Raw genomic sequence first — 15,671 nt, forward strand, 5'->3', positions numbered from 1 at the left:
AAATAAAGCACTAAAAAACTAACCGCTAATTCCCCCGAATTCGAGGGAATATAACCTTATATATCGTCATCCATTTCCCATTTACCTCCTTTATGAACTATCCGGGATTTCCGGATAGTTGCTTTAAGGGTTTTAATCCGGTTTCCATTTTTTGAAATGCTTAATATCTGTCCAGCTATAGCCTATTAAATCAATACTTCCAGTCCACATGACTAGCGGGCAGTTTATTGAGTTCTTTTTCATCTGCTTCCAGTTAGGCAGGTATTTTTCATATTCGATAGCGACCTCTTTCCTAAGTCTGATGAATTCCTTTTTTACCTGCGTTTCTACCGGCGTTTCTACCGGCGTTTCTACCGGCGTTTTTCATGAACCCTGTCTATTTTATTCTTTTGGGAAATTTTTAATACTTATGCACTTTTTACGGCCCATTTTGCCATCTTAAACATCTCAACTCCAGAAATCACGTTTGAGCACATACTGTGTAATAATTGCCCTAAGATATACCCATCTCAATTGTCGTATCAATGATACGACAATTTTTTCATCCGGGAAAACAGAAGCAGCCTGCATCATTCTTCTAATTTAGAAATAAAAAGATAACGCATTTGAATTATTTAACCTTTATATTCCCTGAAGGTTTTCATGAGATCATTGAAATTCTTTGGTCTGTATCTTTGGAAACCCGCTTCATCCACATAAGCATAATCAAAATGGAATTCACTCTGGGCAATATTGATATCTTCACACCACTGCTTTAATCGGCCCATCTTTTCAGGGACATCCATATCTTCAAGTCCTTTGGTTTCAACAATAACAATTTCTTTTTCTGATACCTTCACTAGAAAATCAGGGTAATAATTGGATGGAAACCCATCTTTATTGATATAGTCGATCGTAAAATGGACTGCTAAAAAATTCTTAGCGTAAGAAATGATATCGTCGCAATCTTCCAAAAAAGCTGTAAATTCCAACTCAAGCCCACTGTCACCAATTATCTTATTAAAAACAGATTTCCGGGGGATGATATAACCCTGATCTTTTACGACAAAAGGCCTTGTTTTTCTCAGCTTGATATAGTCGCGGATTTCTGTCTCGCCTTTATCCTTTACAGTCAATTCATTGATATACTTTTTAAAGCTTTCAATGATTGCCTTCGTTGCATTTAATTCCGAAAGATTCCTTAACGTATTCAAGTCATCTATTTCAATATGCTTTGTGAAGAGGTGGTCAGTAATAAATTCCTTCATCTTGCCATACAGAATGTCATACCCGCTAACAAGCCTTAAATCCTTCATTATTGTTTTAGTAAAATATCCTATAACACTCCTGTAGTCGGCAACTGCTGTTGTATCAAGCAGGGTGATATGGTTTATATCGTTGGTGGTTATATCTTTAAATATTATCTCCCGCTTCTGTTCTTCTGAAAATTGCCGATATTCTAATTTTTGGTGCCCGAAGCATGCCGGATCGAGTTCTGATATATTTTTATATTCCCTGTATATTCTGGGTGAAAGAACAGGGATTTTAATATCAAGCTTATCAATATCCTTTTTTGTATTTTCGAGATCGACCTCAACAATTAATGGCGATTTAGGCCCAGTACCTTCACCCATTGGTTTGCGCTCAAGCTCAACACCTTCGCTTTTTATAGATTCAACAAACTCCATGAAGGCATCTGTCCCAACAACGCTTACAAATTCTTCTATGCCAGTACCGAAATACATGCGACGCAGGCCACGCCCAAGGGTCTGTTCAGGGAGTATATTACTTTTTGATGCGTATGCCCTTAATCCTACAATAGTAGTGACATTCCTTACATCCCAGCCTTCCTTGAGCATAAGAACCGACACAATAACTTTGAATGGGCTATCCCAGCTGTCTATTTTATTCGCCTGTTCTCTGAGCCTGTCCAGTTCATCCTTGCTTTTTCCTGTTACTATCTCAGAGATTTCACCGCTCTGATTCGTATGAATTGTCATTACTGCATCTTTAAATTCAGGAAAGGTAGATTCCAGGTATTCGGCTACCTCATCACAGTTTTTGGTATCATCGGTCATGATAAAAAGGATGGCCTTTTTACCCACCTTTTCATGCTCAGGGTAAACCTTGCGCCATTCTTCAACCCCCAGATTAATGTAATCGGCATATCTTTCTGTAAAGATGGCACTCTGCTTTTCGACAAGTTTTGAACGGCTTGCACTGTCAGGAAGAACCGGATGCTTTACAACATTCTGAGAGATTGCCTCAACCAGGGGATAGTCAGATATAGTCTGAACAAATATTGCTCCATTGTTATGCTTTGGTGTTGCTGTCACATCTACCTGCAATGAAAGGAATTTATCTTTCTGAAGCAGTTTATTGTGGATATCCTGAATAGATTTAAACCAGGCTAGCTTCGGGTTATGTATATGGTGCGCCTCATCGTTTAGGATAACAAGTTCATCAATGTCTCGGACAATTTCACCAAGATCGACCTTTGAATCATTTGTTTTTCCAACTGGCCGTTTGCCCAAGAAATAATCCATGGTGTTTTCATCTGTGAAGCTGGCCTCTAAGGTATCTGAAGAATAAACCCTGTGTATATTTGTCAGAAAAATATTACCGGTCTTTCTTCCTATCCTAACCTCATCCTGGATATGCAGGGTAAGTTGAAAATCATCCTGCCAGTTCTGCCCATCATAGCCATTTTCAGGAAGTACAGGGTCTTGAAAAAATATCCGCAGGCCGTCAAAGTCATTTCGAATACGGTCAAGAACAATAATATTTGGGGCAATAACCAGAAAGTTTCTGGCAAGATCAGAGTCTTCCTCATATGTTTTATGGAAAAAGGACCAGGCAAGTAAAAGACTCATTACCTTTGTCTTGCCGCTTCCTGTTGCCATCTTCACAACCAGTCTGCGCCAGTTTTCATCAAACATTCCGGCAGAAACCGCCTGAGATGAATCATATCGTAAAAGGTCATATTTATCCCTGAACTTTACAACATCATAAAGATAGACGATGGTTTCAACAGCTTCCCTCTGAGCATAATAATATCTGAAGGGGGTTACAGAACCATCTGACTGTGAGATAAGGTGCTCAGTTTTGAACCACCAGTTTAATAATGAGATGCTTGTGTTTGTGGCTCCTTCATAACCCTTTTTTCGCCATTCATGTATTTCCTCACGGAGGAGGTGCACGAGGGGAGGAAGCAGTTTTTCATAGCTTGATTCACGTAGCACCTCGTCAGCCGGAAACCAGCGGATATCAGGGTTTAGGATCTCATAGGGTGAAGATGGAAAATCAGGATGTATTGCCATTACTTTTTACCTCCCACTGTTACTTCCACAATCTTCATCGTGTCATTTCCAAAGATATCAACTACCTTTACTGCTATTTTATAACGTCCAGGGGCACATTCATGAAACACACTTTTCAATTCAAGGGTGCGGTCTTTTTTGGTTCGGAAAGATTGCCATTCGTTTTCAAAGATAAAATCCCCTGTCCAGCGCTCTTCTGCTTTAACTGTTTCCTCATCAGTAACCCGGATGAGCTCTCTTTTGCTTTCAAAGTCAAAATCGACTGACCAGTAATCTATCCAGTCAGTCCATTTTTTTGTGAGGACCTCCTTTGTAACAACCCCATTCTTGTCTTTTATAACCTTTACTATCTTGCCATTATCAACTGTGATCTTGTTCTTTCCTTCTTTTAAGCCTTCGGCCACGCTGTCTATGGTTTCCTGGGTATAGTAGACAGAGAAATCAATGAGTTCAACAGCAACACTTTTCCCCTGTACATGGGGTTTAACCTCTATATAGCTTACATCATGAAACACCACCTGATTCTTTTCAACTGCCCTGCGGTCAAAGACCTCACGGGGTATGTATTTTGGTGCGATATCTATGCCCTTGTTTCTTGCTTCATCAAGGATATTCGGGAAAAGCCCCATCTCAAATTCAAAGGCAAGTATATCCACACGGGTGACATTGTTTTTACGACACTCAAGTATGATCTCTTCCACAAAAAGGCGTGTTACCGGGAGGTTGATAGGCCCCACAGCAACTAAGCGTCCGGCCTTTTTACCCTGAAATGCAGGGAATCCTTCAACAGATTGGGCTTTGTATGCATGAAGAATAAGTTCTGTAAATTTTCGCTCTTTCTCTTCAATCTGCCGCTGCTTTTCCTCTTCCCTCAAATTCTCATTGATCCCGATATAATGCTGGCGTTCATATTTGCCAAGATTCAGCACCTCGAAAGCCCTAAAATCTTTCCCCTCTCCCTTGAGTTGTCTCTGGACTTGAATAATTCTCTTTCTAGTTGTGTGAATGGCGAATTTGCCCAGGTCGGACACTATCCATTTGCGGTTGAGCTTTTCAGCAACGGCTGCTGTAGTTCCAGAACCACAAAAGAAATCTGCGACAATAGCGTTTTCATTGGAACTGGCTTTTATTATGCGTTCGAGTAAAGCCTCAGGTTTTTGAGTTGGGTAATCGTTTCTTTCATTAGCGACTTGATTTACGATATCAATTCTCCAATAATCTGGCGGAGCAAATCCTTTACCCAAATAATCTCTTACTACTAATTCTGGATTGGAAATTTCCCATTTTGGCTCAACATCTTTTGCTGATTTTATTGGACTTCCTGTTATTCCACGGCCACACAATCTATAATAACCATTTTCATCATGCAATTTATATTTTTTGATAGTATTTTCTGAATACTGTTCAAGAACACCCTCTGCATCCCAATTAAAAATATGTTTGTCAGGAATTTTTGAAAATACAATAATGTCATCATGCTTGCGATTCCAGTATCTTTTAGAAAATTGCCGTGTTTGATAACACCAAACAATTTGATTTAAAAAATTCTCCCGACCAAATATTTCTTGCATAACCAACCGTAATACTGAGTTTAATCTCCAATCTACATGCACATAAATACTCCCATCCTCAGCCAATAGATCCCGCATGAGAACCAGCCGTTCATAAATCATGGATATAAATGAATCTGCCCCCTTACCCCAGGTATCCCTATATGCTATTTCTTCCAGTATCCCCGGCTCCTTATGAAGGGTCTCGTCTCCTATCTCGATATCCATGGAAAAATCAGCGCCCACATCAAAGGGAGGGTCAATGTATATGAGCTTTATGCCGCCATTTCTCTCTATCTCATCACGAAGCGGACCATTCTTAAGGGATGAGAGGATCAGCTTGTTATCGCCCCAGATAAGCTTGTTTGTCCATCCGGCCTTCTGGCGGCCACGTGAATCGAATATACTAAGCTGGCGTGCAGTGTCTTCAGGCTTTTCAGCCCGTGGTTCATCAACCTGCTCAATCACCTGAAATGGGAGAACAATATTACAGACCTCATTGGTCTTGCCGTTCCATACAAGTTCCACCTCTCGCTTGTCATCAAACAATAAAAAGCGGTATTTGTCCGGCAAAGGCTTACCAGCTTCTACATATTTAATTATATCCCTTTTCTCGTTATCGGTGAGATTCATCTGTTATTTCCTCCTCTTACAGGTGCCCTGTCATTCTCATGCTGCGGCACATAATGCCAGAAATTTACAGGATTTTTAGGATCATACGTATATAAACACTGTTTCCTATCGAGAGAAACACCAATTTTTTCTGCTTTACATTTATTATTAAACAGATCAAGAAGTTTAAACCTATAACTTTCTCGATTACTAAGCGAGATATTTTCTTCTGCAAATAGTGAGAGATTTGGATTTTGTTTCCGTTTCCATTTTACATATTTTGTATATGAGTCTTTTGAAAAAACTGCCATCCCTGAGAAAAGATCAGCTACCTGTATCAATGGTTGGGCTTTTGAACATCCTTCTTCAAAGGATAAAACTGTGAAGTGAGGATCGGTAAAAAAACATCCAAACAATGTATTATGAAAATCCTGTTGTCGACCTTTTGCAGATAAGCAATCATGAACAGTATTCCAATTAATTCCAGAACGCTGATCTGGTTGGATAACCCATTTTGCAGCTTTTGGCCTTTTTTTCATTGAACAGTTCAACAGGTGATAGAACATTCTTTCATAATTTGCCATATCATCACGGCCTTGTATTTTATGCCTTGCATCATGGGTATCCCAGATAATGGTGTCAATTCTTATTTTATACTTGTACAGATTGTTAAAAAGGAAATTTATGATTTTTTCAGCGCAAAAATTATATTTTGCATCTTTTACCTTTTTCCATTTAAATTCCGCTATCTCAGAATCTTTTAATATCTCTTTTATCTCCTCAGTTGCTTCTTCACATTTTGATTTATGAAGGGAAAAAGCTGAAAGGCTCTGAAAACGTGATGCAGTAATCTGACTTTCATCTGTAAACACGACATATTCCATAATATTTACCTGAAATTAACAATACCATATACCCATTTCACAAAGGACAGGACGTTCTATCCAATAATCTATTTAACTATTTGGAAAAAGAGGCCTAAATATGTTGTTAGTTTGAATAAATAACAAAAGTCCCAGCTTAAAACAAGAAAAGCTTTACAATATGAACGTGAGAATATTAGAGATAATTTTAGGATATTATAGAGTGTTTATTACAAGTTTCCGGTTGCTTATGCTGTAAATTTTCTACAGTCGTTTCATATCAACGCTTACATCATTCCAAATATTCAATAAATCCTTTTTTGTAGGAGGGCAGTTTGCAATAAATGGACTATTAAAGATTAATGGTTAAAATGCCGATATGATGGTATTATTATTTTAATTAGTTTTGCAGCAACTTAATTGTAGTAAAAATATTTTAAAAAAGTTAAAAAATGCTTGCTGCTCAATAAATATTTTGTTAAAAAGTGTAAAAAAGTGGGATACAAGCATAAAAACCTTATAAACATCAATAACTTATTAAAAACTAAAAGGAGGATAACATGAATGATAATACATCTACGCCTATCAATGTATATGACGAGATGGTTAAAAATCTTATAAAAGTTGATTCTCCATTGATATTTGGAAATATTAGTCCTGAGCACGCAAAGTTTATTATTACTTCATTTATAAATTCAGCAAAACAGAGCATTGAAATTTTATCAGGGTCATTGTGTGAACCATTTTATAATGGAATCGATTTTTATAAATACCTAAAAGAATCATCACAAAAAATAAAATCTCCTAATAAAATAAGGATTATTACTCTGAGTGACGTAGACTATAAGGCTATACAAGAAAACTTTGACACTATAAATAAGGAAATAGGCTGCAATGTTATATCGTATCATCCATGTAAATATGTTGGAGATAATCCGATTCAACATTTCATGGTAGTTGATGGAAAACGATACCGCGAAGAAGAGCCTCATCAAGACTTTGAGTCAAATATGCCTAATAATATAAAAGCCTCAGTTTGTTGTAATGGCCCAGAAAAAGCGGGGGAACTTCTTACTAGATTTAATATTGTCTGGAATAGCTTAAATGGGATATCCCCAGTAAATGCGTAGCCTAGACTCCGTATTCATCCTTTACTATACTCAAATGTTTTTTGCTTATGAGGCTATATTTATAACATTTGTTGCGCCTAAATCTACTGCAGGCTTAGTAAAAATATCTGAAAGAATTAAAGAAGCACTTCATGACGCAGAATCGAATTCTGCAAAAACTAATAGTGCTTCAGTCAAAATAAAAGCATTAAAAAGTGCAAACCGTTGCGCTAAATACTTTCCAATTATTAATAATTTATTGAGAAAAATAACAATCATATCACTTATTCTGGGTATCCCACTTTCCCTTCTTGTATATTATTTTTACCATATGAATTTGATTAAAGTTAATAACAATTTTTTGGTATGGGTTACATTTATTTTTTTTACATATATGTTTATGAAATTATTTTATTACACTTTTCAATTTTTAAAAAATAAAAAAGTTATTGAAAAGATTAATTTACTTTTCGAAAATACAGGTAAAAATGAAGCCATAGCAAAAGAGATTTTAGATAACTGTAATCGTCCAGAGGAAACATAAAAAGATATTATAAATAGATTGCTCAATTAACTTTACGATATACTCAATATCCTACAAACTATTTGTGACTTTTTCTTCCATTGCACCAGTGATCTTTAAAGACTTATAAATTCTACAAATATATTATTATTCATAAAGTGTAGCAAAACTGCATGGATATAATTGTCATTGGATACAATCTTTCAACATTTCCCAACTGTTCGAACTATTCGGAATTATCGAATAGTTGCTTCACCACCATTCACCATTCACCCTCCACCATCCACCATTCACCATTCACCATTCACAATTCACCCTTCACCCTTCACAATTCACCCTTTCTTTTAATGCATCCAACCCATAAGCCTTTATCTTTTTATGGAGGTTGCTTCTTTCTACCCCTATGGCATCTGCGGTCTGGGTTATATTCCCTTTGAATTTTTTTAGTTTGGCCTCTATATATGCCTTTTCAAAGAGGGTTCTTGCTTCCCTGAAGCTATCTATATTGAGAAATGATCCCAGTCCATCATTTGTAGCCTGTGACCGGTTATAGGGGGCAGGGATGTCACCAATAGATATGACTTCATCCTTTGACATGATAATCAGATTTTCAACCAGGTTCTTTAACTCCCTCACATTGCCGGGCCACCTGTAATGCATTAACAGCTCAATGGCCTCATCGGTAAAACGCTTTTTACCCTTTTCCCCTTTAAGATGGCTCTGATCCAAAAAGGTGGAAATGAATTCAGGGATATCTTCAGCCCTTTCCCTTAATGGAGGCAAATGGATGGGAACAACGTTGAGCCTGTAATAAAGGTCTTCCCTGAATCTTCCTGCCTCTATCTCAGCCATAAGATTCTTGTTCGTTGCAGATATGATCCTGACATTTACATGGATGGTTCGTGAGCCGCCCACGCGCTCGAACTTCTGTTCCTGGAGTATACGTAATGTCTTTGACTGGGCCTTTAAACTCATGTCGCCCACCTCATCCAGAAACAGTGTCCCTTCATGGGCAATATCAAACTTACCCTTCTTTTTTACACCGGCACCCGTGAAGGCACCCTTTTCATAGCCGAACAGCTCGCTCTCTATGAGCTCTTCAGGGATAGCTGCGCAGTTTACCTCTATCATAGGCTTAAGACTTCTTTTACTCAGCCTGTGAATCGTATGGGCTACAAGTTCCTTGCCTGTGCCGTTTTCACCCATTATGAGGATGCTGGCATTGGTGGGGGCTGCCTTCTCTATGCTCTCTTTAAGCCTTTTAACCTGCTCACTCTTTCCAGTAATATGGTATCTGTACTGATCCCGCTCCCTGAGTATGCCCATCTCCTCTTCAAGCTGGTAAAAATTGAGGGCATTGTTGATAGCTAAAAGGAGTTCCTCCATGGAAAGGGGTTTTTCAATAAAGTCATAGGCACCGAGCCTTGTGGCCTTAACCGCTGTTTCTACATCAGCGTGGCCTGACATCATTATTACCTGGATATAGGGGTACTCCTGCTTGAGCCTCATAAGGGCATCAATGCCGTTCATGACAGGCATCCAGATGTCAAGGATAACAAGGTCCGGCATCATTTCATCTATCTTTTTAAGGGCAGTAACTGCGCTCAGCTCACAGTGCACCTCAAAGCCTTCATCGGTCAAAATTCCCTCAAGGGTCTGAAGTATGCTCTGCTCATCATCTATTATCAAAATCGATCTGGCCATATCCTAATCCTTAAAAGGCAGGTTTTATAGGGTGCTGAGTCCCCCCTTCATCATCTCAAAGGCAAGCTGGGCTGTTCTTTTTGAGGCGCCCGGCCCTCCGAGGCTCTCAGTGACCCTGGCAAGTTTATCCTTGATCTCCCTCTTTCTGTTCTCATCACAGAGTATGGCAAGGGCGCTCTCTGCGATGACATCAGGGCGCACATCCTCCTGCAGAAGCTCCGGAGCCACCTCTTCTTCTGCCACCAGGTTGACAAGTCCCACATATGGGACCTTGACCACCCGTTTGGCAATACTGTATGAGATTGGGGACATGCGGTAGGTAACAATCATAGGCACACCCATGATAGCTGTTTCAAGGGTAGCGGTCCCTGATGCAACAAGCGCGAGATCACTAACTTTAAGCGCCCGGTAAACCCCCTTTCCGGTTGTGACAATATCAAGGCGTGAACCCTGAATCATCCTCTTAATATGATCCTGTGATATGGTGGGGGCAACAGGTATAATACATTTAAGGTTTGGCACACGTGAGGATATTATCCCTGCGGCCTCAAGCAAAACAGGCAGAAGTTTTGATACCTCTTCATCCCTGCTTCCCGGCATAAGGGCAATAACAGTATCCTCTTTTTTAAAACCGAATTCCCTCTCCATGGCCACCCTGTTCATGAATAAAGGCACCTGATCCATTAAAGGGTGCCCCACATACTCCACAGGCAAATCAGCGCCTGTTTTGGCATAAAATTCCTTTTCAAAGGGGAGGATCACTGCCATTTTACCTACCCTTTTAGCGAGCTTATGCACCCTGCCGCTTCTCCAGGCCCAGAGCTGCGGGCTTATATAGTAGAGCACAGGCACTCCGAATTTTTTAGCAGCACCTGCAAGGCTAATATTAAAACCGGGGTAATCAATAAGAATTAAAAGATCAGGTTGTTCCTTTTTCAGGATAGAGCGCAAACTGAAATAGGAGCTTAGAATAGCCCCTGATCTTGAAAAGACCTCTGTTAAACCTACAGCTGCCATCTGGGATGCGTGGGTGACAATATCCACACCGGCAAGCACCATCTTATCGCCGCCAATACCCCTGAACATGATATCACGGTCAATATCCTTCATGGCCTTGACAAGATTTGCCCCATGCAGGTCGCCAGAGGCCTCACCTGCCACTATAAGCACATATCTGGAACCAAAGATGTTCATTTCACTCTTTTGTCAGCGGAAACAGGTTTACTTTGCAGGCATAAATGTCCTGCACCCTTTATGTATCTGTTCAATAATCTGTAGTGCTATATTAAGCGCCTTTCTTTCATCCCTGTTGGCAGTATCAGACCTTTTGCCCTTTCGTACAGATACCAGGAAATGGTTGATCTGATCTGCCAGAGGGTCACTGTTCTCGAACATCACATTTTCTGTCTTGAGGTTTGCCAGGTTTACCCTGTCATGAGCCCCCTCGTTCAGGCGTGTAATACTGAATTCCTTCTTATAGCAGTTTGCATGGATATATGCATCAGGCTGGAATACGCGTATCTTTCTAAGGGTCTTTTCAGCAATCCTGCTTGCCGTGAGGTTAGCGACAGTGCCGTTTTCAAATATAAGCCTTACATTTGCAATATCGGTCTTATCTGTAATCACGCACATGCCGATGGCATGTATCTCCTTTACCTCGCTGGGGACCAGATTAAGTACAATATCCAGGTCATGTATCATAAGGTCAAGCACCACATCCACATCTGTTCCCCTTTCGGTAAACTTGTTCATTCTGTGGGTCTCTATAAAGAGGGGATTGTTTAAATAATCAGAGATCCTTACAATCGCAGGGTTGAATCGTTCAACCAGCCCCACATGCATGATAAGGTTTTTTTCATGGGCAAGATTAAGAAGGATATCTGCGCTTTCAAGATCATATGTAATGGGTTTTTCAATTAGGAGATGCACCCCCGAATTCAATATATCCTTTGCCACATCAAAATGTTTTTCAGTGGTAACCGCAAGGCTTGCTGCATCGACAAGTTTTAAGAGATCCATATGATTTTCAAATACCTTTACCCTGTATTTATCACCGATCTCCCTTGCCCTTTTGATATTTACATCCGATACACCGACAAGCTCAACACCTGCGTTACCGGAATATTTTGTCACATGTTTTTCACCCATCTGGCCCACGCCGATTACGCAGACCCTGATTTTTTTATTTTCTTTAATCATTTTATTAACCCGGTTTTAATATGTTATTCATCCTGCAGTTTGCAGGAGATAATAGATATTTTATTTCTGTCAGCAAGGTCAACCATTTTTTCACGGTCAAAAACAAGGGTTTTCCCCGCCTCTATGGCAAGCACGCTCGCCTTTACCTCAATCATGGACCTTATTGTTTCAAGGCCGACTGAGGGGATATCAAACCTGAGGTCTTGCTCAGGTTTACTTACCTTTACAATAACCGCCTTTTCTTTTGCCAATTTACCGCCCCTTATTATAGTGGCGTTTGTCCCATCTATTGCCTCAAGGGCGAGTACCGTCCTGTCCCTGATTATGACACACTGACCTATATCAAGCCTGCCCAGTTCCTTGGCGATCCGCCACCCGATTTGTATATCCCTCTCCTCATCACGGGAGGGTTTCCGCTTTGTGAAACAGAGTTCAGGGGCTAAGAGTTCAGGCAGATATATGGTTGAACTGACTATCTCAATGCCTTCGTCAAGAAGCTCATTTGCAAGCGCCCTTAATATATTATCATCATGAAATATGGCAAACTTGGATAAAAAGGTAAGCCCTTTAAGGTCTGGCTTGATATTGGTGAACATCTTACCCTTGCTGATGGTGCCTGCCATCAGGGCCTTATCTACATCTCTTTTTTTAAATGCCTTGATTAACTTTCCCAGTTGTCCGAGGCCTATCCATTCCGTGTGATGCGCCATTTCACCGATTGCAGGGTCTGCCTCTCCCTCAAAGGCTACTGCCGTGACAATAAGCCCCCTTTTTCTGGCAGCCTCTGCGGCCAGAAGGGGGAACTGCCCTCCACCCGCAATAATACCGATAGTGCCGGTCTTATCTGCCATCAGTTACTCTTCTTCATCCTTTTCTGCTGCCCCGCGTGTAATACCCCTCTTTGAACCTGATGAGATGAAATCCAGAAGGGTATCCAGTTCAGGGAAAGGGGCCATCTCATCTTTTACCCTTTTTATACCTTGATTCAATGTAGTGGATTCACGCCATATGATCCTGTATGCCTTTCTTAAGCCTGTGATGGCCTCCCGCGTAAAACCCCTGCGTCTTAACCCGACCAGATTAAGGCCATAAAGAGATGCCCTTAAACCGGATGCCATCATATATGGGGGGATATCCCTTGGTAGCCCGCCAAGGGCGCTTATCATGGTATATGCGCCGATCCTAACAAACTGGTGAGAGGCAATAAAGGCGCTCAGGGTGGCATAATCCCCTACTGTTGTATGCCCGCCAAGGGTAGCGCTATTTGCCATTATGATATTACTGCCAAGAACACAGTCATGGGCTATATGGGTATAGGACATGAGGTAGTTATTATTTCCTATTACAGTAACCCAGTCCTGCTTGGTTGTAGCCCTATGGATAGTGGCATATTCCCTTATTATATTGTTGTCCCCTATCACTACACGGGTGTCTTCGCCTTTGTAACCTATGTCTTGTGGAGGGGTACCTATTGTAACAAGGTGAGAGATGTTATTATTTTCACCGATATCTGTATTACCCTCAATCACAGTATGGGCGCCGACCTTTGTATTTCTTCCGATCTTTACCTGTTTACCGACAATGGTATATGGGCCTATCTCGCAACCTTCACCTATAATGGCCCCTGAATCTATTACTGCTGTTGAATGTATCTTAGTCATTTATTTCATCTTTAATAAATTAGAACAACTGTGCGGTCATTTCCGCTTCTGCTGCAAGCTCTTCATCCACAAATGCCTTTCCTGCCAGCTTCCATATCTTTGAGCCTGTCCTCAGGGTCTCGATAACAAACTTCAGCTGATCGCCCGGCACCACCTGCCTCCTGAACTTTACATTATCCATGCTTAAAAATATCATGAGCCTCGGCTCATTCTGGCCGCTTTCACCCTCCATCATGGAAAGGCGGGATAATATGCCGCCTGTCTGGGCCATTGCTTCTATAATAAGTACACCGGGCATAATGGGGTTTCCCGGGAAATGGCCCTGAAAGAACGCCTCATTTGCCGTTACATTCTTGTACCCTACTATCCTCTTCAAAGGCTCATACTCCGTTACCCTGTCCACAAGCAGAAAAGGGTACCTGTGTGGAAGCAGCTTAACAATATCCTGGTATTTTATTGGCAATTCCATATTTTATCTCTCTATACCTGTTTAATAACCTGTTACTTTTCTTCGAGTTCCTTAAGTCTTTTTTCAAGATCCCTTACCTTTTTATTAAGCTCAGGGAGTCTTCTGATAAGGGCCCGGGTCTCCATCCAGAGCCTTGGCGGCATCTCAGGGTTGCCAAGAACCGCTTCGCCCTCTGCTATGGGTTTATGCACACCTGCGGCAGAACCTACAATGGCCCTGTCGCCTATTGAAATATGATCTTTTATCCCGACCTGACCGCCTATAATAACATTTTTACCAACCTTTACACTCCCGGAGATGCCTGAAAGGGCTACAACAATGCTGTGCTCACCAATAACCACATTATGGGCCACCTGCACAAGGTTATCTATCTTTACACCTCTTTTTATATGGGTTGTGCCGCTTGCCGCGCGGTCTATGGTGCTGTTTGCTCCTATCTCAACATCATCATCTATCATGACATTGCCAAGCTGAGGCACCTTGACATTCCCTTCATCACTCTGGACATATCCGAAGCCATCGCTCCCGATCACACACCCTGCATGGATGATCACATTTGCGCCTATAATGCAATTCTCATACAGGGCAACATTGGAGTGGAGCACGCTGTTACTGCCCACCTTTGCATTATTGCCGATAAAGACCCCTGGAAAAAGTATTGCATTATCACCAATAACAGCATTTTTACCGACATACACAAAAGGGTAGATTGACACACCACTGCCGACCACTGCCGTTTCATCTATGCATACATCACTGCTGATGCCTTCGTAACGAGGTGCCTTAGGCGCAAACATGGCCGCAAGCCTTGCATAGGCAAGCTTCGGGTTTGCTGCTAGTATCTGATCACCTGTGTAGCCCTCCAGTTTTTCTGTAACAATCAGTGCAGATGCCTTTGTTGAAATGGCCTGATCCCTGTATCTTGCATCATAAAAAAAGGCTATATCCCCCTCTTTTGCATTTTCAAGGGAATTCATACCGGAGATAATGCGCCCCCTATTTCCGGCTACTGTGCCCTTTATGAGCCTGGCTATCTTTTCGAGTGTAAGTTCCAAATCATGCCCCATTAAGCGCCTGCCCTTGAAAACAGACTGCGTATTACCCTGATTATGGTTTTACCCTGTTAAGCTCAGCCAAAACCTGATCTGTAATATCAAGTTCCTTGGCAAAATAGAGGATACCGCCATTCGACCTTTCGGCTATCAGGTCAAGCTTTTGCTGCTTGGCAATTGCTTCAACCACCCCTGACAGGATATTAAGTATGCTGATGCGGGCATCTGTCTCTGCCTTTTTCATCTCTTCAGTCATGTCCTGAACAAGATAATTGAGGTCACGTCTCTTTTTCTCAAACTCCTTTTCCCTTTCTGTCTTTGCATCCATGCTCAGCATCAGGCTCTGTTTTTCCATATCCTTCTGCATGTCAATCAATGCCTGCTGCTTTTTATCAAGGTCTTTCTGCATCTCAGCCTGTTTATTCTTGAGTGATTCAGCTATCCTTTTGCCCTCATTTGATTCCTGTATGCACCTCTGGAGGTCAAGCACCCCTATTTTAAGAGGTTCCGCAGCTGACACACCAAGTTGAATAAAAAGAAAAGCGACTGCTACTGTTAATATTTTGGTTAAATGTTTCATTATCATATCCCCCTTCATTTATATGTTTAACGTTGTTTTTAACTATTATT

Annotated in this window: 13 protein-coding genes; 2 read left to right on the top strand and 11 right to left on the bottom strand. The window is 41.0% G+C overall.

Translation table 11 applies throughout. From position 1 onward, the window contains the following. Positions 1–614: 614 nt before the first annotated feature. Genes GX654_13600 through GX654_13610 form a run of 3 tightly spaced genes read right to left on the bottom strand, consistent with a single transcriptional unit; the run spans position 615 to position 6,333 of the window. Positions 615–3,299: a DEAD/DEAH box helicase family protein gene (locus GX654_13600; GenBank protein ID NLD37897.1), complete on the bottom strand. Its 2,685-nt coding sequence runs from the start codon at positions 3,297–3,299 to the stop codon at positions 615–617. Continuing rightward, on the bottom strand, positions 3,299–5,482 hold the full coding sequence (locus GX654_13605) for a site-specific DNA-methyltransferase (GenBank protein NLD37898.1): 2,184 nt from the start codon (positions 5,480–5,482) through the stop codon (positions 3,299–3,301). The genes GX654_13600 and GX654_13605 overlap by 1 nt, the downstream gene beginning before the upstream one ends. After that, positions 5,479–6,333: a DUF3800 domain-containing protein gene (locus GX654_13610; GenBank protein ID NLD37899.1), complete on the bottom strand. Its 855-nt coding sequence runs from the start codon at positions 6,331–6,333 to the stop codon at positions 5,479–5,481. The genes GX654_13605 and GX654_13610 overlap by 4 nt, the downstream gene beginning before the upstream one ends. A 551-nt stretch (positions 6,334–6,884) precedes the next feature. Between GX654_13610 and GX654_13615 the strand changes: the two genes are divergently transcribed. Continuing rightward, positions 6,885–7,454, top strand: a complete 570-nt coding sequence (locus tag GX654_13615; protein ID NLD37900.1) for a hypothetical protein — start codon at positions 6,885–6,887, stop codon at positions 7,452–7,454. Beyond that, entirely contained in the window at positions 7,447–7,977 is a 531-nt protein-coding gene (locus tag GX654_13620) for a hypothetical protein (GenBank protein ID NLD37901.1), read from the top strand. Before GX654_13615 ends, GX654_13620 begins: the two co-directional genes overlap by 8 nt. A gap of 297 nt (positions 7,978–8,274) precedes the next feature. On the opposite strand, the gene GX654_13625 is transcribed toward GX654_13620, so the two are convergent. Genes GX654_13625 through GX654_13660 form a run of 8 tightly spaced genes read right to left on the bottom strand, consistent with a single transcriptional unit; the run spans position 8,275 to position 15,621 of the window. Beyond that, entirely contained in the window at positions 8,275–9,660 is a 1,386-nt protein-coding gene (locus GX654_13625; protein ID NLD37902.1) for a sigma-54-dependent Fis family transcriptional regulator, read from the bottom strand. A 24-nt stretch (positions 9,661–9,684) separates the two neighbouring features. Next, positions 9,685–10,854, bottom strand: coding sequence for a lipid-A-disaccharide synthase (gene lpxB / locus GX654_13630; GenBank protein NLD37903.1), 1,170 nt, complete (start codon positions 10,852–10,854; stop codon positions 9,685–9,687). A gap of 27 nt (positions 10,855–10,881) precedes the next feature. After that, the gene (locus tag GX654_13635; GenBank protein NLD37904.1) at positions 10,882–11,859 is read right to left on the bottom strand and encodes a Gfo/Idh/MocA family oxidoreductase; all 978 of its coding nucleotides are present in this window, start codon (positions 11,857–11,859) and stop codon (positions 10,882–10,884) included. A gap of 23 nt (positions 11,860–11,882) precedes the next feature. Then, positions 11,883–12,710, bottom strand: coding sequence for an LpxI family protein (locus tag GX654_13640; protein NLD37905.1), 828 nt, complete (start codon positions 12,708–12,710; stop codon positions 11,883–11,885). 3 nt (positions 12,711–12,713) lie between these two features. Continuing rightward, positions 12,714–13,520: an acyl-ACP--UDP-N-acetylglucosamine O-acyltransferase gene (gene lpxA / locus GX654_13645; protein NLD37906.1), complete on the bottom strand. Its 807-nt coding sequence runs from the start codon at positions 13,518–13,520 to the stop codon at positions 12,714–12,716. A 19-nt stretch (positions 13,521–13,539) separates the two neighbouring features. Further along, complete coding sequence (gene fabZ, locus GX654_13650; GenBank protein NLD37907.1) at positions 13,540–13,989, bottom strand: 3-hydroxyacyl-ACP dehydratase FabZ; 450 nt, start codon at positions 13,987–13,989, stop codon at positions 13,540–13,542. A 32-nt stretch (positions 13,990–14,021) separates the two neighbouring features. After that, positions 14,022–15,044, bottom strand: a complete 1,023-nt coding sequence (gene lpxD, locus GX654_13655) for a UDP-3-O-(3-hydroxymyristoyl)glucosamine N-acyltransferase (GenBank protein NLD37908.1) — start codon at positions 15,042–15,044, stop codon at positions 14,022–14,024. Between the two features lie 52 nt (positions 15,045–15,096). After that, positions 15,097–15,621 (bottom strand): OmpH family outer membrane protein, encoded by a 525-nt coding sequence (locus tag GX654_13660; GenBank protein NLD37909.1) that lies wholly within the window; start codon positions 15,619–15,621, stop codon positions 15,097–15,099. Positions 15,622–15,671: the final 50 nt, after the last annotated feature.

The sequence above is a fragment of the Desulfatiglans sp. genome (assembly GCA_012513605.1).
Taxonomy (GTDB): Bacteria; Desulfobacterota; DSM-4660; order Desulfatiglandales; family HGW-15; genus JAAZBV01.